Source organism: Cryobacterium sp. SO2 (genome assembly GCF_026151165.2).
Lineage (GTDB): Bacteria > Actinomycetota > Actinomycetes > Actinomycetales > Microbacteriaceae > Cryobacterium.
In genome coordinates this window covers 141,950-160,404 of the sequence record NZ_CP117849.1, presented here as the reverse complement: position 1 = coordinate 160,404, position 18,455 = coordinate 141,950, and the positions used below count along the sequence as shown (strand labels likewise).

Genomic DNA, 18,455 nt, shown 5'->3' with positions numbered 1-18,455 from the left:
CTCACGAGATTAGTCGCAGCAACCCCTCGAGGTGCTCGTCCACGGCGGCGAGGTGCCGGCGTTTCTCAGCCTCGGGCAAGAACGACGCCCGGAAGGAGTTGCGGGCGAGGGTCGCCATCTCGTGCGGGTCCAGGCCGAATTCGTGTTCGACGGCGGCGAGGTTGTCGTCGACGTAACCACCGAAATAGGCCGGATCGTCGCTGCTGATGGTCACGAGCAGACCCGCGGCAAGCAGCGCCGGCAGCGGATGTGCTCCGAGCGTCGGGGTCGCCTGCAGGCATACGTTGGAGAGCGGGCACACCGTGAGCGGAATCTGCCTGTCGCGCAGTATCTGCACCAGATCGGGATCTTCGATGGCGCGAATGCCGTGGTCGACGCGCTCAACACCGAGCAGGTCGAGAGCTTCGTGCACATAGTCGGGTCCGCCCTCCTCGCCGGCGTGCGCCACGCGGTGCAGGCCCAGCGCCTGGGCCTTGGCGAATACCTCGGTGAAGAGCGACGGCGGGAAGCCGACCTCTGCGGAGTCGAGTCCGACGCCGATGAACTGGTCGAGGAACGGGATGGCCGCGTCGAGGGTCTCCAGCGCAGCGGCGCCACCGAGGTGGCGCAGGAAGCAGAGGATGAGGTCGGCGGAGATACCGAGGTTCTCGCGGCCCTCGGTGAGGGCGCGGGTGAGTCCGCCGAAGACCACCGCGAGCGGGATGCCGTTGGCCAGGTGGGTCTGCGGGTCGAAGAAGATCTCGGCCCGGCGCACACCGGCGCGGGCGGCACGAACGAGGTAGGCCAGGCCCAGGTCGTAGAAGTCCTCCTCGGTGCGCAGCACGGCGAGGTTTGCGTAGTAGATATCAAGGAACGACTGGAGGTCGGTGAACCTGTAGAGCTCACGGAGCGCGTCGGGGTCGTAACTGGGCAGGGGCACGTTGTTGCGGCGGGCCAGGGTCACGAGAAGCTCGGTCTCGAGCGTGCCCTCGATGTGCACGTGAAGTTCTGCGACGGGCCAGGTGCCAACGTTCATAGGTGTCTCCCCCGGTTCAGGTGAATCCCCACGGTACCAACATCGCGAGCCGTGAGTTTGACCCCGAAAACCGGGGGTTTTGGGGGTTTGACTCACGGGTCGCGGGACGGGCGGGGCGGGGTGGGGTGGGGTGGGTTAAACGCAAAATGGCCACCCCTGAGGGGTGGCCATTTTGTGTGTTGCTAAGTTAAGTCCGGCGGTGTCCTACTCTCCCACAGGGTCCCCCCTGCAGTACCATCGGCGCAAAGAGTCTTAGCTTCCGGGTTCGGAATGTGACCGGGCGTTTCCCTCTTGCTATAGCCGCCGAAACACCTGGTGATGGTGAATCGAATCTATATTTTTAGTTATAGAACACTCCCATGAGGAGTGTGTTTGTTCTCGACCGTACATCGAGAACCACATAGTGGACGCATAGCAGCTTATTCAAACTGAGTGTTATCAAATTATCGGCTTATTAGTACCGGTCAGCTCCGTGGGTCTTTAGTCCCCACTTCCACATCCGGCCTATCAACGCAGTAGTCTAGCTGCGAGCCTCTCCCCCTAAGGGATGGAAATCTCATCTCGAAGCCGGCTTCCCGCTTAGATGCTTTCAGCGGTTATCCGTTCCGAACGTAGCTAATCAGCGGTGCTCCTGGCGGAACAACTGACACACCAGAGGTTCGTCCATCCCGGTCCTCTCGTACTAGGGATAGATCTTCTCAAATTTCCTGCGCGCGCAGCGGATAGGGACCGAACTGTCTCACGACGTTCTAAACCCAGCTCGCGTACCGCTTTAATGGGCGAACAGCCCAACCCTTGGGACCTACTCCAGCCCCAGGATGCGACGAGCCGACATCGAGGTGCCAAACCATGCCGTCGATATGGACTCTTGGGCAAGATCAGCCTGTTATCCCCGAGGTACCTTTTATCCGTTGAGCGACAGCGCTTCCACAAGCCACTGCCGGATCACTAGTCCCGACTTTCGTCCCTGCTCGACTTGTCAGTCTTACAGTCAAGCTCCCTTGTGCACTTACACTCGACACCTGATTGCCAACCAGGTTGAGGGAACCTTTGGGCGCCTCCGTTACTTTTTAGGAGGCAACCGCCCCAGTTAAACTACCCACCAGGCACTGTCCCTGAACCGGATCACGGTTCGAAGTTAGGTATCCAATATGACCAGAGTGGTATTTCAACGATGACTCCACCTGAACTAGCGTCCAAGCTTCAAAGTCTCCCACCTATCCTACACAAGCCACACCGAACACCAATACCAAGCTGTAGTAAAGGTCACGGGGTCTTTCCGTCCTGCTGCGCGTAACGAGCATCTTTACTCGTAATGCAATTTCGCCGAGTTCGCGGTTGAGACAGCTGGGAAGTCGTTACGCCATTCGTGCAGGTCGGAACTTACCCGACAAGGAATTTCGCTACCTTAGGATGGTTATAGTTACCACCGCCGTTTACTGGGGCTTAAATTCTCAGCTTCGCCTTGCGGCTAACCGTTCCTCTTAACCTTCCAGCACCGGGCAGGCGTCAGTCCGTATACATCGTCTTGCGACTTGGCACGGACCTGTGTTTTTAGTAAACAGTCGCTTCCCACTGGTCTCTGCGGCCTTCGAACGCTCCAGGAGTAAATCCCTTCACGCCTCAGGCCCCCCTTCTCCCGAAGTTACGGGGGCATTTTGCCGAGTTCCTTAACCACGATTCTCTCGATCTCCTTAGTATTCTCTACCTGATCACCTGAGTCGGTTTGGGGTACGGGTGACTAAAACCTCGCGTCGATGCTTTTCTTGGCAGCATAGGATCACTGATTTCGCCCTTACGGGCTACCCATCGGGTCTCAGGCTTAATGAACGACGGATTTGCCTATCGTTCGCCCTACATCCTTAGACCGGGACAACCATCGCCCGGCTCAGCTACCTTCCTGCGTCACACCTGTTAATACGCTAACCGCACCAGCATAGGGTCGCACGCTAGGCCTCACGCTTCACCCCGAAGGGATCCATCTAGAGGATTCAGATGCTTAGCATTACTGGATTAGCTTGGACGGTTTTTCATCAGTACGGGAATATAAACCCGTTGTCCATCGACTACGCCTGTCGGCCTCGCCTTAGGTCCCGACTTACCCAGGGCGGATTAGCCTGGCCCTGGAAACCTTGATCTTTCGGAGGACGGGTTTCTCACCCGTCTTTCGCTACTCATGCCTGCATTCTCACTCGTGTAGCCTCCACGGCTGGTTTACACCGCCGCTTCGCTGGCCACACGACGCTCTCCTACCCATCAACACGGCTGAACCAACACCACAAGGGTGCGGCTTACCAAAAATATCAATGCCACAACTTCGGTGGCGTGCTTGAGCCCCGTTACATTGTCGGCGCGGAATCACTTGACCAGTGAGCTATTACGCACTCTTTCAAGGGTGGCTGCTTCTAAGCCAACCTCCTGGTTGTCTATGCAACTCCACATCCTTTCCCACTTAGCACGCGCTTTGGGACCTTAGATGGTGGTCTGGGTTGTTTCCCTCTCGACGATGAAGCTTATCCCCCACCGTCTCACTGCTGCGCTCTCACTTACCGGCATTCGGAGTTTGGCTAACGTCAGTAACCTTTTAGGGCCCATCGGCTATCCAGTAGCTCTACCTCCGGCAAGAAACACGCAACGCTGCACCTAAATGCATTTCGGAGAGAACCAGCTATCACGAAGTTTGATTGGCCTTTCACCCCTATCCACAGCTCATCCCCTCCATTTTCAACTGAAGTGGGTTCGGTCCTCCACGACGTCTTACCGTCGCTTCAACCTGGCCATGGATAGATCACTTCGCTTCGGGTCTAGGACATGCGACTGAATCGCCCTATTCAGACTCGCTTTCGCTACGCATTCCCCTCTCGGGTTAAGCTCGCCACATATCACTAACTCGCAGGCTCATTCTTCAAAAGGCACGCTGTCACACCAACAAAGGATGCTCCAACGGTTTGTAAGCAAACGGTTTCAGGTACTATTTCACTCCCCTCCCGGGGTACTTTTCACCTTTCCCTCACGGTACTTGTTCACTATCGGTCATGTAGGAGTATTTAGGCTTATCAGGTGGTCCTGACAGATTCACACGGGATTTCTCGGGCCCCGTGCTACTTGGGATACTCTTCGCGCCATCGCTGCATTTCGACTACGGGGTTCGCACCCTCTATGACCAGGCTTTCAATCCTGTTCGTCTATACAACTTTGTAACGCTCACTGTTCGGCAGAATCAGCAGAAAAGTCCCGCAACCCCGACCATGCAACGCCTGCCGGCTATCACACATGATCGGTTTAGCCTCATCCGGGTTCGCTCGCCACTACTAACGGAATCACTATTGTTTTCTCTTCCTGTGGGTACTGAGATGTTTCACTTCCCCACGTTCCCTCTACCCGCCCTATATATTCAGGCGGGAGTCACCAGGTCACCTTGCGGGCCTGGCGGGGTTTCCCCATTCGGACATCCTCGGATCACAGTTCGTTTATCAACTCCCCGAGGCTTATCGCAGATTACTACGTCCTTCTTCGGCTCTACATGCCAAGGCATTCACCGTTTGCTCTTAGAAATTTGAAATCACATGAGTTTGAATCGATTAAGTGCCGCGAATAAATTCGCGACCGAAATTGACCAATGATCACACACTCAAAGAGTGTGTTGATCTTTGTAATTTGACCCCGAAGGGTTCAAATTTAAGATGCTCGCGTCCACTGTGTAGTTCTCAAAGTACGGGCGGTACCCCTTACGACCAACGACCCCTAGAGGTACGACTGTTGACCGAAAAAGGTCCAGAGGAAAAGTCCAACCAGGTTGCCCTGATCGTTCCGGTCCCTCAGGACCCAACAGCGTGCATATGCGTTTCATGCCGGCCCAAACCTTTCCAACCCCCGAAGAAGCGTACTTAGTTCAAACCATTACTCTGCGCATCAATGTCAATGTTCCACCCATGAGCGCCATCGAAGAACATTCGTCTTCGTATGACTTGGCAGTGTTACTCCGCTGTATACAGACGGCACTGCTGTGCTCCTTAGAAAGGAGGTGATCCAGCCGCACCTTCCGGTACGGCTACCTTGTTACGACTTAGTCCTAATCACCGATCCCACCTTCGACAGCTCCATCCCTTGCGGGTTTGGCCACTGGCTTCGGGTGTTACCGACTTTCATGACTTGACGGGCGGTGTGTACAAGGCCCGGGAACGTATTCACCGCAGCGTTGCTGATCTGCGATTACTAGCGACTCCGACTTCATGAGGTCGAGTTGCAGACCTCAATCCGAACTGAGACCGGCTTTTTGGGATTCGCTCCACCTTGCGGTATTGCAGCCCTTTGTACCGGCCATTGTAGCATGCGTGAAGCCCAAGACATAAGGGGCATGATGATTTGACGTCATCCCCACCTTCCTCCGAGTTGACCCCGGCAGTATCCCATGAGTTCCCACCATTACGTGCTGGCAACATAGGACGAGGGTTGCGCTCGTTGCGGGACTTAACCCAACATCTCACGACACGAGCTGACGACAACCATGCACCACCTGTATAGAGACCTTGCGGGGCGACTGTTTCCAGCCGTTTCCTCTATATGTCAAGCCTTGGTAAGGTTCTTCGCGTTGCATCGAATTAATCCGCATGCTCCGCCGCTTGTGCGGGCCCCCGTCAATTCCTTTGAGTTTTAGCCTTGCGGCCGTACTCCCCAGGCGGGGAACTTAATGCGTTAGCTGCGACACGGAGACCGTGGAATGGTCCCCACATCTAGTTCCCAACGTTTACGGCATGGACTACCAGGGTATCTAATCCTGTTCGCTCCCCATGCTTTCGCTCCTCAGCGTCAGTTACGGCCCAGAGATCTGCCTTCGCCATTGGTGTTCCTCCTGATATCTGCGCATTCCACCGCTACACCAGGAATTCCAATCTCCCCTACCGCACTCTAGTCTGCCCGTACCCACTGCAGGCCCGAGGTTGAGCCTCGGGTTTTCACAGCAGACGCGACAAACCGCCTACGAGCTCTTTACGCCCAATAATTCCGGACAACGCTTGCACCCTACGTATTACCGCGGCTGCTGGCACGTAGTTAGCCGGTGCTTTTTCTGCAGGTACCGTCACTTTCGCTTCTTCCCTACTAAAAGAGGTTTACAACCCGAAGGCCGTCGTCCCTCACGCGGCGTTGCTGCATCAGGCTTGCGCCCATTGTGCAATATTCCCCACTGCTGCCTCCCGTAGGAGTCTGGGCCGTGTCTCAGTCCCAGTGTGGCCGGTCACCCTCTCAGGCCGGCTACCCGTCGTCGCCTTGGTGAGCCATTACCTCACCAACTAGCTGATAGGCCGCGAGTCCATCCCAAACCGAAATTCTTTCCAGCTCCTAGCCATGCGGCTGAAGCTCGTATCCGGTATTAGACACCGTTTCCAGTGCTTATCCCAGAGTTTGGGGCAGGTTACTCACGTGTTACTCACCCGTTCGCCACTGATCCAAGGAGCAAGCTCCTCTTCACCGTTCGACTTGCATGTGTTAAGCACGCCGCCAGCGTTCGTCCTGAGCCAGGATCAAACTCTCCGTAAATGTTTAATAGCCTCACCAAGCAAGCTCAGTGGGCACATCTAGTGTGTCCAGCCGCCGGAATAGGCGAACAAGACACAAGTTTGAAACTGACAGAACAAATCATTACTGACTTGCTTTGTTGTTTAAATGTTTTCCAAAGGAATCTCTTCCGCGGTACTCCCTAGAAAGGAGCCCTACGACCGAGGTTTTTGGCATTTGACATTGTGCACGCTGTTGAGTTCTCAAGGATCGGACGCACCCGACTTCAGGCCTAATGGCTGTCGCTCCGGGGCACTTCGATGTTGTTCTTGTTGCCCGCTTGGTTTCCAGAAACTGGATTCGAAGCGAACTTCATCAAGCTGTACAAAGCGAAGAATCGCTTTCTTTTCTGCTTGGATTTGGTCCCGCTTGAGGCCGGAAGCTCTGCGGCTTTCCGAACCTGTGGGGTGACGAGAGATGACATTACGGGGATTCTGAGGGGGTCGCAAATCCCATCCACATCCCGGGCGTGTCGGCCCTGCGAAGCTAGGGTCGAGACCAGGCATCGCCGCCGTCCAGAAAGGGTCCCTCCATGGATAAGACACACGACATCGTCATCGTCGGGGCGGGCCACAACGGCCTGACCGCCGCCGCTTACCTAGCCAGGGCGGGCAAGAGCGTGCTGCTGCTCGAGCGCGACGACCACGTGGGCGGCGCCGCGGTCTCAGCGACGGCGTTCGCCGGGGTGGATGCCCGACTGTCCAGATACTCGTACCTGGTGAGCCTGCTGCCGGCCCGGATCATCGACGAGCTCGGCCTGTCGATCCGCCTGGCCCGGCGCCGCTTCTCCTCGTACACGCCGGATCCCGCCAATCCGGCACACGGCCTGCTGATCGATTCCGGCGACACGGCTGCCACCAGGGCCTCCTTCGAGCGGATCGGGGCCGGCGGCGACCTCGCTGCGTGGGAGACGCTGGGCGAGGATCTCGCCCAGCTGGCCCGTGTCCTCTTCCCCACGGTCTGCGAGCCGCTGCCCACCCGGTCGGAGTCCAGGCGGCTGCTCGGCGACGACAAGCTGTGGAACGAACTCATCGAACGCCCCCTCGGCGACCTGCTCACCCGGCGGTTCGGCAACGACCTCGTGCGCGGTGTCGTGGCCACCGACGGACTCATCGGCACGTTCACCTCGGTGCACGACGAGTCACTCGACGCGAACCGGTGTTTTCTCTATCACTCCATCGGCAACGGAACCGGCGACTGGGACGTGCCGATCGGCGGGATGGGCGCGGTGACGGCGGAACTGGAGCGGGTGGCCCGACAGGCCGGCGCGCGCATCCTGACCGGGGCGACCGTGACCGGGATCGACCCGGACGGGACCGTGCGGTACACCGTGGCGGGATGGGACGACAGCGTCGTCGGCGGACACGTGCTGGCGAATGTGGCGCCCTGGGTGCTGCGGGGACTGTTGGGTGAGAGCCCGGGGGTGAAGCCGGAGGGTGCCCAGGTGAAGGTGAACCTGCTGCTGACCCGGCTGCCCCGGCTGCTCGACCCCTCGGTCTCGGCTGAGGCGGCGTTCGGCGGCACCTTCCACATCAACGAGACCCTCAGCCAACTCGAGGCCGCGTACGCCGAGGCGAGCACCGGCCGCATCCCCGGCACGCTGGCCTGCGAAATCTACTGCCATTCACTCAGTGACCCGAGCATCCTCTCCCCCGACCTCGTCGCCGCCGGCGCCCACACTCTCACGGTGTTCGGCCTGCACACGCCCGACCGCCTCACCACGGCGGACAACACCGCCACACGCGCCCAGCTGCAGGCGGCCGTGCTCGCCTCCCTGAACTCGGTGCTCGCCGAACCCATCGAGGACGTGCTGATGACCGACGCCGCCGGGGCGCCCTGCATCGAGACCAAGACCACCGCGGACCTGGAGGCGGCATTGAACATGCCCGGCGGCGACATCTTCCACGGCCTGCTGTCGTGGCCGTTCCTGGAGGACGACGACGCTCGGACCACCCCGGCCCAGCGCTGGGGCGTCGCGACCGGCCACCCCCGGATCCTGCTCTGCGGCGCCGGTGCGCGTCGTGGCGGCGGCGTCAGCGGGATCGGCGGGTACAACGCCGCCATGGCGGTGCTCGAGGCCGAGTGAGCCCAGCACGGGGGCTCTCTGGCGGCGACCCTGAAGAAGGCATAGCCTCAGAGAGAAGGCTCGTGTTCACTCACCGTGGAGGTCACAATGCCCACCCAACCTATGCCGGGTCCGCCGGATATCGCCCACGCCACCGGGCGGTTCGCCCACCGGGCTGACGGCCTCTACCTGCTCTTCGACCGCATCTTCTCGGCGGCCCCCGAGTATGTCTGGGAAGGCCTGACCAAGCCAGAGGCCCTGCACGGTTGGATCGGCACCTACACAGGGTCGCCGTTGACCGGGGCGGTGCGCTTCCGGATGGAGTCGAAGAACGATTCCCAGTGGGAATACGTGAGCATCCTCGAATGCACCCCGCCGAACCGGCTGGCGCTGGACATCGGCGAAGGGGAGGATGCCTGGCGGGTCCTGGCACACCTGACCGAGGGGTCGGGGAAGACCGTGCTGACCTTCGGGCTGCGCCTGCACTCCGCGGCGGAGGCGGCCACATTCGGGCCGGTCTGGGACTACTACCTGGACCGCCTCGTCGCCTCGCGCACCCACCACACGCTGCCGGCGTTCAGCCGGTACTACCCGGCGCTGAAGCGGCACTACCAGGAGCTCATCGTGCCCAAGCACACGCATCCGCCCCAGAACGCCGACTCGGTCTGAACCGCGAGAGCGTTACTCCCAGACGCTGGGGGCCGGCGCCCGAGTGGCCGGCATCGCCACGTCGGCGCTCCAGTCGAGCAGCCAGGCCGGCACCGTGAGTTCGTCCGGCGCGGCGCCGACGGCGGCCGTGAGCTCGGCGATGGTCACCACGCCGCCCGTGCGTTTGAGGAACCGGCCGCGGATGAAGCCGCGCGCGTAGACCTCGACCTCGCCGGGCGTCGCATCCGGACCGTCGACGGGGCGCACAAAGCGCTGCTCGACGTAGACGGCCTTCTCGTCGAAACCGAGGATGCGCGACTCAACCGTGAAGCGCTGGCCGAGGGTGAGCGACTTGCGGAAGCTGATGGTCTCGGACACCACGACCGGATACCAGCCCTTGGCCTGGAAGATCGCCCAGATGCCGGTGCGGTGCAGCATGTCGAACCGGGCGATGTCCATGATCGACAGATAGACGCCGTTGTTCATGTGCCGCAGGATGTCCTGGTCGCTGGGCAGCGTGATGAACCGCGTGCGGGCGACGTCGTAGTGCCCGAGGCGGCGGCCGAAGCGCGACAGCAGGGAGTGGAGCAGGGTTCGAAAGAACATGTGCACCCGATGATGCTAGCGGGCGACGGCCTCCGTAAGGTCGCGCAGGGCCGACTCCTCGTCGATGGTCTGCAGCACCCGGTCTCGCAGCAGGACGCGGCCGCGCACAACGGTGTGCCGTACGTCGGTGGCCGTGGCGGCGTAGACGAGCGCCGACCAGGGGTCACGGGTGGGCTGCGCGTTGGGGGTGTCGACCCGCACCACCTGCAGGTCGGCCTGCATGCCGGCCTCGATCGTGCCCACGTCGCTCAGGCCCAGGGCTCGGGCGCCGTCGACGGTGCCGAGCCGCACGGCCCGTTCGGCGCTGACCATGGTGGGGTCGTTGGTGGTGCCCTTGTGAAGCAGCGCGGCCATCCGCACGGCCGCGAACATGTCCAGGGCGCCGGCGGATGCGGCCCCGTCGGTGCCGAGGCCGAGCGCGGCGTCGGCGGCGAGCAGCTCGGGCACCCGCGCTATGCCGCAGCCCAGCTTGAGGTTCGACACCGGGCAGTGCGCCACGGCGGCGCCGCTGGCCGCGATGCGGTCGATCTCGGCGTCGGTGAGGTGCACGGCATGGGCCAGCACCGTGCGGGCGGTGAGCAGCCCGGATGCATCGAGCACCGCGATCGGCCGGTCGCCGTTGACCTGCCCGGCCATGGCGACCTCGCCGAGGCTTTCGGAGGCGTGGGTGTGCACCCGGGCGCCGGCCTCGGCGGCCAGCGCGCGGATGTCCTCGAGCTGCGGCCGGTCGAGCAGGTAGGCGGAGTGCGGCATCACCCACAGGTCGTCGTCGGGCGTCTCGGCGCGGTTGTCGGCGAGGATCGCGCGCGCCTCGGCGAGCATGCCCGCGAAATCACGGCCCTCCGGGTCTTGGTTGCCCATGAAGATGGGTCCGTTCAGCAGCCGGAAACCGGCTTCGGCGGCGACGGCACGGGTGGCGCGCGGGAACCAGTACATGTCCAGCGCCGTGGTGGTGCCGCCGGCCAGGCATTCCGCGATGCCGGCCCGGGCACCGACCGCGACGGTCGCCGCGCTCAGGGTGCGCATCTCCGCAGCGATCATGCGCTCGAGGAACACCTCGAGGGTGACGTCGTCGGCGGCGCCGCGGAACAGGTTCATGGCCAGGTGGGTGTGGGTGTTCACCCAGCCGGGCGCGAGCACGCAGCCGGGGTTCTCGATGAGCTCGGCGGGGTGGTACCGGGCGAGCAGCTCGGCGGCAGGCCCGACCTCCACGATGAGCCCTGCGCGGATGGCGACGGCGCCGGCCTCGACGATCGTGCCGGTGGCGTCGACCGTGAGCACGGCATCCGCGGTGAGGATCAGGTCGACGGGTTCGGTGGCCATCAGGCGAGCTCTGGCAGGGCGACGAGGGCGTCGAGGGTGACCTGGACTCCGCGGGCGACGCCGTCCGCGACGACGGTGCGGTGCGGGTCGTAGCCGGCGCCGTCGACGAGGTCGTCGGCGTTCGCGCCGTCGATGACCAGGCCGCCGCCGGCCCGGACGCCGCGGGTGGAGGCCAGCACCAGCAGGGCGGAGAGCTCCATCTCGATGGCGAGCACGCCCAGTTTCACGTAGCCGTCCTGGTTGAGGTCGATGATCCCGGGGTAGAACGCTGCTCTGGTCCAGACGACCCCGCGGTGGTGCGGCGCGTCATGACGGCGGGCGGCGTCTGCAAGCGCGACCACAACCTCCGGGGTGGCGGCCGCCGGGTAGCTCTCCGGCACGAGCTGGTGGGTGACGCCGTCGTCGCGCACGCAGGACTCGGCGATGATGAGGTCGCCATCGCCGATCCCGCGGAGCATGGCCCCGGCGGTGCCGAGCCTGATGATGGTGTCGACGCCGGCGTCCATCAGCTCCTGGAAGAGGCAGATGGCGCCGGGGGCCCCGACGCCGTGGGACGCGACCACGACCGGCGTCCCGTTCCACTCGCCCACGAACGAGCGGTACTCGCGCTGATGGGCGACCTCCCGCACATTGGTGAGCTGGTGGGAGATGCGCTCGGCGCGGAACGGGTCACCGACCACGAGGGCACGGGTGGGCAGGCCGGTTCGGGGAAGTCCGGTCACCGGGAACGTGTCGGCCTGGGTCATCTGTGCTCCTCTGGGTGGCGCGGCCCTGGTGGCCTGGCAGGTGTCGAACTTGTCTACCATGCGCAGGTGGGGCGTGCCGCCGGGAAGCGCTTGAGGGGCGCCGCAGGTGAGGAGCTACGCCAGGGCGGGCTCGGCCGGCGCGGGCTGGGCCAGCGCCGTCGTGACCAGGTTCTGCGCCGCGGCCGGAATCGCCGCCACGGAGCGCACGAATGAGCCCAGGCGGCGGTAGACCTCCTGCGATTCGGGGTGCCGGGCATCCTGCTGCCAGGTGTGCCGGGTGTTGGTGCGGTGACGGCCGTAGATCACGGTGTCGACGAGCACCGAGCGGCGGCGCAGGGCCTCGATGAAGTTGAGGTTGGCGCGGTAGAAGTAGTCGCGTTCGGAGGTCGTGACGAACACCGGCGGGAACCCCTTGTCGAGCCACTCGATGGGCGAGAGGAACTTGGACGCGTCGCGCAGGGACATGCCGCGGCCCCGCTCGGGCAGCAGCATCCGCAGGAAATTGAGGCTGAGCACGAAACCGCGGTCGAACATCACCGAGAAATCGGCGATGCTGCAGTGCTGCACGAGACCGCGCAGGTGCCCTGGCTCGATCTGCAGGTCGATGTTGTAGTGCTCGGCGAGGGCTTCGTCGTTGGCCGCCGCGGTGATCAGGGCCGCGATGTGGCCGCCGGCCGAGTCGCCGCCGATCACGATGCGGGTGGGGTCCCCGCCGTAGTTGAGGATGTTGCGCTTGACCCAGGTGAGAACGGCGTTGGCGTCGTGCAGCATGTGCTTGATGCCGAAACGGGTGGCCATACGGTAGTTGGCGTTGACGACGACCATGCCCTCCACGGCCTGGCTGGCGGCGTACTTCGTGAGCGGCGCCTTGTCGCCGGAGGTCCAGCCGCCGCCGTGGAAGTAGATGTAGACCGGCAGCGGCGCGGCGTCCGTCGCGCCAGTCGTGTCGGCGGCGGCGTGCGGCACGAGCACATCGAGGCGGTGGTCGCGGATACCGTCGCCCACGTAGTCGAGGTCGAAGTTGTAGTCGACGGCGTCGATCGGGTCGGCGTTGAACTTGTGCAGCTCGCCCGGCGCGATCCTCGTCATGATGGCCTTCCAGAGCCAGACGGGAACCCTGGAGAGCCCGGTCTCCCTGTGGCTGAGGTGCGCGCCAGGGGCGGGGCCGGCGGCGGGGTCGAAGCCGGTGCTGGAACGGGGGGAAACGTGAGGGGAAGCGTGGAACATGGTGCCTTACTGCCGACGTGCCTTACTGCCGACGGGGCGCTACCGGATGCGGCTTCGAAATGCCGATCTGGCATGGTAGCGCTTGCATAGTTTTTTGCCGCCTGACGACCATAGGCGCGCAACCCTGAGATGACCTGAGAATCTCTCAAGTCAGCTGAGGCCGGTGCGCGGGCGCGGCGCCCGCGCACCGCCGGGGCGACCGATTTAGGCGGCGGCGCCCCCTGCGACTCCGGTGGCCTCGAGCACGGCGCGGGCCAGGGTGTGGAAGTGCACGTTGAAACCGAGCACGGCCGGGGTCGCGGCGGGGTCGACGCCGAGGTCGGCGACATCCAGGGCGTGCAGCACGAACTGGTAGCGGTGCGTGCCCGTTCCGGGCGGCGGACCGGCGCCGATGAAGGTGAGCTTGCGGGCTTCATTCGGCATCACGACGGCGCCGGCGGGAAGCAGTACCGAGTTCTCCACGCCGGCACCGGTGGGCAGGCCGTCCACGTCCGCGGGAATGTTGAACACCGCCCAGTGCCAGAACCCGGAGCCGGTGGGGGCATCCGGGTCGTAAACGGTGAGCGCGAAGCTCTTGGTCTCGGCGGGGAAGCCGCTCCAGTGCAGGTCGGGCGAGACATCCGCCCCGCCGGCGCCCGTGCCGTACTGCGCGGCAGCCAGCGGGCCACCGTCGGTCATCACCGAACTGGTCAAGCTGAACAGGGGCACTTCACCGAAGCGGGCGAAGGGATCAGTCGTGGTCATGCACACACTCCATGGATCTGGTTGGTGGTCTGGTTGGCCCAGCCTACGTGGGCCGCCCCACGCCCCGCACCGCCACCTAAAATGTGGGGGTGGCCATTCCGAAGATCCTGCTCTACTACGTCTTCACCCCGCTGAGCGACCCGGAGGCCATTCGGCTCTGGCAGCGCGACCTCTGCGAGTCGCTCGGCCTGCGCGGGCGCATCCTCATCTCGAAGGACGGCCTGAACGGCACGGTGGGCGGCGACCTGCCCGCCCTCAAGCGCTACGTGCGCAAGACCCGCCAGTATGCGGCGTTCGCCGGCATAGACTTCAAGTGGAGCGAGGGCACCGGCCTCGACGACTCCGGCGCGAGCCTGGACTTTCCCCGCCTGGTGGTGAAGGTGCGCGACGAGATCGTGAGCTTCGGCTCGCCGGAGTCGCTGAGCGTGGATGCCGGCGGCGTGGTCGGCGGCGGCACGCGCCTGGCCCCGGCCGACCTGCACGCCCTCGTGGCCGAACGCGGCGACGACGTGGTGTTCTTCGACGGCCGCAACGCCTTCGAGGCCGAGATCGGCCGGTTCCGCGGCGCGGTGGTGCCGGATGTGGCCAACACCAGGGATTTCGCGGCAGAGCTCGACAGCGGCAAATACGACCATCTCAAGGGCCAGCCCGTTGTGACCTACTGCACCGGCGGCATCCGCTGCGAGGTGCTCTCGTCGCTCATGAAGGACCGCGGCTTCGGCGAGGTCTACCAACTCGAGGGTGGCATCGTGCGCTACGGCGAGGCCTACGGCGACGACGGCCTCTGGGACGGCTCGCTGTACGTGTTCGACCAGCGGATGTCGGTGGACTTCAGCGACCACACCGCGGTGCTCGGCCACTGCATGGTCTGCGGCGAGGCCACCAAGAACATGCTCAACTGCCGGGATTTGTCGTGCCGGGAGCAGCTCGTCGCGTGCCCGGCGTGCGTGGCCGTGGCCGCCCCGGCCTGCGCGGCACACGCGGCCTGAGCCCGTCCGGAGTTGGTGGCGCTCACGACTCCCTCCGGGTAGTTGCTTGCGCAGGTACCTAGCGCGTGCAATCATTTATAGCGCGCCTGCAACTACCGTTGACTGTTTGTCTTGTCGACTGGCTCGACCACTGGCGCTCATCCCACACGCTTGAAGGAGTCACTCGTATGCCCATTGGACTGATCGCACTCGCCCTGGGCGGCTTCGGAATCGGGCTGACCGAATTCGTCATCGCCGGCCTGCTGCCCGAGGTGGCCGCCGACTTCGCCGTCAGCGAGGCCGCCGCCGGCTGGCTCATCTCCGGATACGCCCTGAGCGTCGCGGTCGGCGCCATCCTGCTCACCGCCGCCGTGACCCGGCTGCCCCGCAAACACGTGCTCGTGGGCCTGATGGTGCTCTTCATTCTCGGCAACCTGGTCTCGGCCCTGGCCCCCAGCTACCCGATCATGCTGCTCGGCCGCATCCTCGCGGCGCTCTGCCACGGTGCCTTCTTCGGCATCGGCGCCGTCGTCGCTGCCAGCCTGGTGCCGGCCAGCAAGAAGTCCGGCGCCATCGCGATCATGTTCACCGGGCTCACCCTCGCCAACGTGCTCGGCGTGCCATTCGGCACCTTCATCGGCCAGAGCTTCGGCTGGCGGGCCACCTTCTGGGCGATCACCGTGATCGGCGTCATCGCCCTGGCCGGCATCGCGGCCCTGGTGCCCCGCGCCACCGACGAGACCGCGCACGTCAGCAACCTACGCGGGGAGCTGCGCGCCTTCCGCTCCAGCCAGGTCTGGCTCTCCCTGATTGTCACGGTGCTCGGCTTCGGCGGCATGTTCGGTGCGTTCACCTACATCGCCTACACGCTCACCGAGGTGAGCGGGTTCTCCAGCGCGGCGGTGCCGTGGCTGCTCGTGGTCTTCGGCGCCGGCCTGTTCGTGGGAAACATCCTCGGCGGCAAGGCGGCCGACCGCCGCCTCGACCTCACCCTGGTGCTGCTGCTGATCGGGCTCACCATCGTGATGGCGCTCTTCGCGCTCACGGCCGCAAACCCCGTGGCCACGGTCATCGCGCTCGTGCTGATGGGCGGCTTCGGCTTCGGCACCGTGCCCGGCCTGCAGACCCGCATCATGCTCTACGCCGACACCGCGCCCACCCTGGCCTCGAGCGCCAACATCGCCGCGTTCAACGTGGGCAACGCCCTGGGCGCCTGGATCGGCGGCATCACCATCAGCGTGGGCCTGGGCTACACCTCGCCGCTCTGGGCCGGTGCCGCGATCACCGCGGCCGCGGCGCTCGTGATGATCGGGGCCGCGACCCGGCGCAGCACGCTCGCTCCGGCGAGCGCCGCCACTCTCGTCACGGCCGCCGCAGTCTCCTAGGCTCCCACCCGGCACGGCTCAGCGGCTGAGCCGACGAGCTAAGGCGCTGAGAGAGCACGTCTGCCGCGCAGCACCCAGATCATGAGGAACACGCCGACGGCTGGGAGCACGAAGGCCTGGGCCACGTACCGTGCGGCCATGTCGCCTCCCGAATACGATCCGCTGAGGGCCATGAACGCGGCGCCCACGGGCAGTATCACCAGCACGATCCCGTTCGCCAGAGTCACCTGCTTCGCAATACGGGCGAGTACCACGCGAATTGCTGCCGGTTCCTCGTCGGGTTGTGCGTGGGCGTACGCCCAGAACGTCACGACAAGCGCGGCGAGCCCGGCATAGACCACAGGGAGAATGAGGCCGACGATGCCGACGAGTACTGAGCACGACGCCAAGGACAGGAATCCCGCGGTCCGGAAGATGACAAATGACCTTGCGGCGGGGGCCGTGGCTCGCGCGTAGGCCCGATATCCGAACCAGGCCAGCGCGCCGGCGAAGGACACCGTAAGTACGCTCACCGCCATGGCGGCCCATCCGGCGCTGGAGAGCTCCTGCCGCACGGCCAGCCCAGACAGGACCACAGTAGGAATTGTGCCCGCCAGTGCGAGAAGAATCGGCGGCACGACCCACTCGCGGATCCGCAGGGGCGCGCTCTTGAGCAGGATGAGATCGTCAACGACTCCGGCATCGCCCGCGGCAGGCACGGCAGCACCAGCCTCACCTGCACTCGGGTCGGCAGGCGAATCATTCGGATCGCTACCCCGTAGTGCCATGTCTGCACCGTATCAGCGGGCAGCTGGTTCGGACCGTGCGGTGCGGGCGTCCCGCACGGCCCTGGCGTAGTGCCTGGCGTTGGTGCTGGAGAGCGCCAGGAGTATCAGGATGTCGATCGTGACGCTCACCAGCGAGGTGCGCAGGGTGATCTGGGCGCCGCCCAGCTCGTAGTCGGCGAACGAGACCAGGATGCTTACCGACGCGAACGACATCGCCACCACCCTGGCCCAGTTGCGACCGGTGAACACCAACGCGGCCAGGCCCAGGTAGAGCAGGAGGTAGAGCCCGTAGACCGCGAGCACTCCGCCGAGCAGGGCGCCGGCGGCCGGCGGGTCGGTCTGCGCGAGCTTCTCGCCGTTGAGCACGATCGTGGCCGTGAACGTGTCCCACGACCCGACCACCGTGAGAATGACGAACCCGCCGGACAGCGCCCGCACCGCCATCAGCAGCACCCCGCCGGTCACCGAGGGAGGACGCTTGACCCGGCCCCGCGCATCCGCCGCCGTCATGTCAGCCCGGTCAGTTCGACGACGGCGCCGGCTTCACCCGGCACCGCGCGCAGGTCGAGCACCGGCAGGTCACCATCCGTCTGGATGGAGTCGCCGCCGCCATTGCGGGAGTGATATCCGGTGGCGAAGTCGCGGATCAGCACGAGGCGGGTCTCCGGCACAGCCTGCCGGATGCTCGCCACGATGTGATCGCGCTCGACATCTGTGTGCTCGTCGATCTTGTGCGTGACCTGCAGGGTGAACAGCGACAGGCCCACCGCCCGGTCGAAGGTTCCGGCGGCTACCCAGTCCACCCGGTGCCCGCCGGGCAGCATCCAGCCGTCCGGGCACCGCCAGAAGCGCACGTGGTGGCGCTTGGCCGGGTTGTTCTCGACCTCCTGCTGATAGGCGAAGTCCTGCACCCTGTCGAAGAGCAGCAGCGGGCTCACCGGGGCCCGGAGGTAGCTGCGCCGACTCACCGTTGCGGTCACGATGCGCCAGCTCGAGGCCAGGGTCACGTCGTCCGCCCGGATCCAGCCGGCGGCGGCGAGCGCCGCATGCACCTGGTCGGCACTGCCGATGAGGGCGAGATTGACCGGGTCGCCGAGCAGGCCGTCGCTGGTGCGGGTGCGGCCGATGAAGTAGTCGGGCACGTAGAGCCGGGTGAGGATGCGGTGCAGGCGCGGCAGCACGAGGTAGGCCAACAGCGCCCAGAACAGCACGGCGAACCAGAGCAGGCCCCAGCCCAGCCCCAGGCTCTCGGTGGCCAGCAGCACCGCGAGCCATACCGACGCGAAGCCGGCCAGCACGAAGAAGAACGAGTCGAGCATGGCCCCCGGCGAGACGCGCCGGCGGCCGGCGGGCACCGTCGTCGCCTCTGTCATGGCGCCATGCTAGTTCGGTCGCCGCGCCACCG

At 64.4% G+C, this 18,455-nt stretch carries 13 protein-coding genes and 3 rRNA genes; 4 read left to right on the top strand and 12 right to left on the bottom strand.

Annotated features, from left to right (window positions below):
- Position 1: 1 nt before the first annotated feature.
- From BJQ94_RS00740 to BJQ94_RS00725, 4 genes are all read right to left on the bottom strand, one after another.
- The gene (locus BJQ94_RS00740) at positions 2-1,015 is read right to left on the bottom strand and encodes an adenosine deaminase (protein ID WP_265397671.1); all 1,014 of its coding nucleotides are present in this window, start codon (positions 1,013-1,015) and stop codon (positions 2-4) included.
- Between the two features lie 191 nt (positions 1,016-1,206).
- Positions 1,207-1,323: ribosomal RNA gene (gene rrf, locus BJQ94_RS00735) — 5S ribosomal RNA — on the bottom strand.
- A gap of 126 nt (positions 1,324-1,449) precedes the next feature.
- Positions 1,450-4,577 (bottom strand): 23S ribosomal RNA (locus BJQ94_RS00730).
- A 455-nt stretch (positions 4,578-5,032) separates the two neighbouring features.
- A 16S ribosomal RNA gene (locus BJQ94_RS00725) occupies positions 5,033-6,553 on the bottom strand.
- The 16S, 23S and 5S rRNA genes sit together here, the layout of an rRNA operon.
- Before the next feature lie 550 nt (positions 6,554-7,103).
- On the opposite strand from BJQ94_RS00725, the gene BJQ94_RS00720 reads away from it, so the two are divergent.
- Together BJQ94_RS00720 and BJQ94_RS00715 are read left to right on the top strand one after the other, a co-directional pair.
- The gene (locus tag BJQ94_RS00720) at positions 7,104-8,657 is read left to right on the top strand and encodes an NAD(P)/FAD-dependent oxidoreductase (protein ID WP_265399523.1); all 1,554 of its coding nucleotides are present in this window, start codon (positions 7,104-7,106) and stop codon (positions 8,655-8,657) included.
- Positions 8,658-8,744: 87 nt separating this feature from the next.
- Entirely contained in the window at positions 8,745-9,305 is a 561-nt protein-coding gene (locus tag BJQ94_RS00715; RefSeq protein ID WP_265399522.1) for an SRPBCC domain-containing protein, read from the top strand.
- Positions 9,306-9,317: 12 nt separating this feature from the next.
- On the opposite strand, the gene BJQ94_RS00710 is transcribed toward BJQ94_RS00715, so the two are convergent.
- The 5 genes from BJQ94_RS00710 to BJQ94_RS00690 all read right to left on the bottom strand — a co-directional run bounded on the left by BJQ94_RS00710 (position 9,318) and on the right by BJQ94_RS00690 (position 13,930).
- Positions 9,318-9,896 (bottom strand): thioesterase family protein, encoded by a 579-nt coding sequence (locus BJQ94_RS00710; RefSeq protein WP_265399521.1) that lies wholly within the window; start codon positions 9,894-9,896, stop codon positions 9,318-9,320.
- A gap of 9 nt (positions 9,897-9,905) precedes the next feature.
- On the bottom strand, positions 9,906-11,213 hold the full coding sequence (locus BJQ94_RS00705; protein WP_265399520.1) for an amidohydrolase: 1,308 nt from the start codon (positions 11,211-11,213) through the stop codon (positions 9,906-9,908).
- Positions 11,213-11,959, bottom strand: coding sequence for a nucleoside phosphorylase (locus BJQ94_RS00700; RefSeq protein WP_265399519.1), 747 nt, complete (start codon positions 11,957-11,959; stop codon positions 11,213-11,215). The genes BJQ94_RS00705 and BJQ94_RS00700 overlap by 1 nt, the downstream gene beginning before the upstream one ends.
- A gap of 114 nt (positions 11,960-12,073) precedes the next feature.
- A complete protein-coding gene (locus BJQ94_RS00695; RefSeq protein ID WP_265399518.1) occupies positions 12,074-13,186 on the bottom strand; it encodes an alpha/beta hydrolase in 1,113 nt (370 codons plus the stop codon).
- Between the two features lie 204 nt (positions 13,187-13,390).
- Positions 13,391-13,930 (bottom strand): YbhB/YbcL family Raf kinase inhibitor-like protein, encoded by a 540-nt coding sequence (locus tag BJQ94_RS00690; protein WP_265399517.1) that lies wholly within the window; start codon positions 13,928-13,930, stop codon positions 13,391-13,393.
- A gap of 89 nt (positions 13,931-14,019) precedes the next feature.
- Here BJQ94_RS00690 and BJQ94_RS00685 point away from each other — a divergent pair, with 89 nt between their 5' ends.
- Both BJQ94_RS00685 and BJQ94_RS00680 read left to right on the top strand, forming a co-directional pair.
- The gene (locus tag BJQ94_RS00685; protein WP_265399516.1) at positions 14,020-14,919 is read left to right on the top strand and encodes a rhodanese-related sulfurtransferase; all 900 of its coding nucleotides are present in this window, start codon (positions 14,020-14,022) and stop codon (positions 14,917-14,919) included.
- A gap of 167 nt (positions 14,920-15,086) precedes the next feature.
- Positions 15,087-16,283 (top strand): MFS transporter, encoded by a 1,197-nt coding sequence (locus BJQ94_RS00680; RefSeq protein ID WP_265399515.1) that lies wholly within the window; start codon positions 15,087-15,089, stop codon positions 16,281-16,283.
- Between the two features lie 38 nt (positions 16,284-16,321).
- On the opposite strand, the gene BJQ94_RS00675 is transcribed toward BJQ94_RS00680, so the two are convergent.
- From BJQ94_RS00675 to BJQ94_RS00665, 3 genes are all read right to left on the bottom strand, one after another.
- On the bottom strand, positions 16,322-16,981 hold the full coding sequence (locus tag BJQ94_RS00675) for a hypothetical protein (RefSeq protein ID WP_265399514.1): 660 nt from the start codon (positions 16,979-16,981) through the stop codon (positions 16,322-16,324).
- 81 nt (positions 16,982-17,062) lie between these two features.
- A complete protein-coding gene (locus tag BJQ94_RS00670; RefSeq protein WP_265399513.1) occupies positions 17,063-17,560 on the bottom strand; it encodes a hypothetical protein in 498 nt (165 codons plus the stop codon).
- Positions 17,557-18,423 carry an LssY C-terminal domain-containing protein gene (locus BJQ94_RS00665; RefSeq protein WP_265399512.1) on the bottom strand — a complete coding sequence of 289 codons (867 nt, stop codon included), beginning with the start codon at positions 18,421-18,423 and terminating at the stop codon, positions 17,557-17,559. Before BJQ94_RS00665 ends, BJQ94_RS00670 begins: the two co-directional genes overlap by 4 nt.
- Positions 18,424-18,455: the final 32 nt, after the last annotated feature.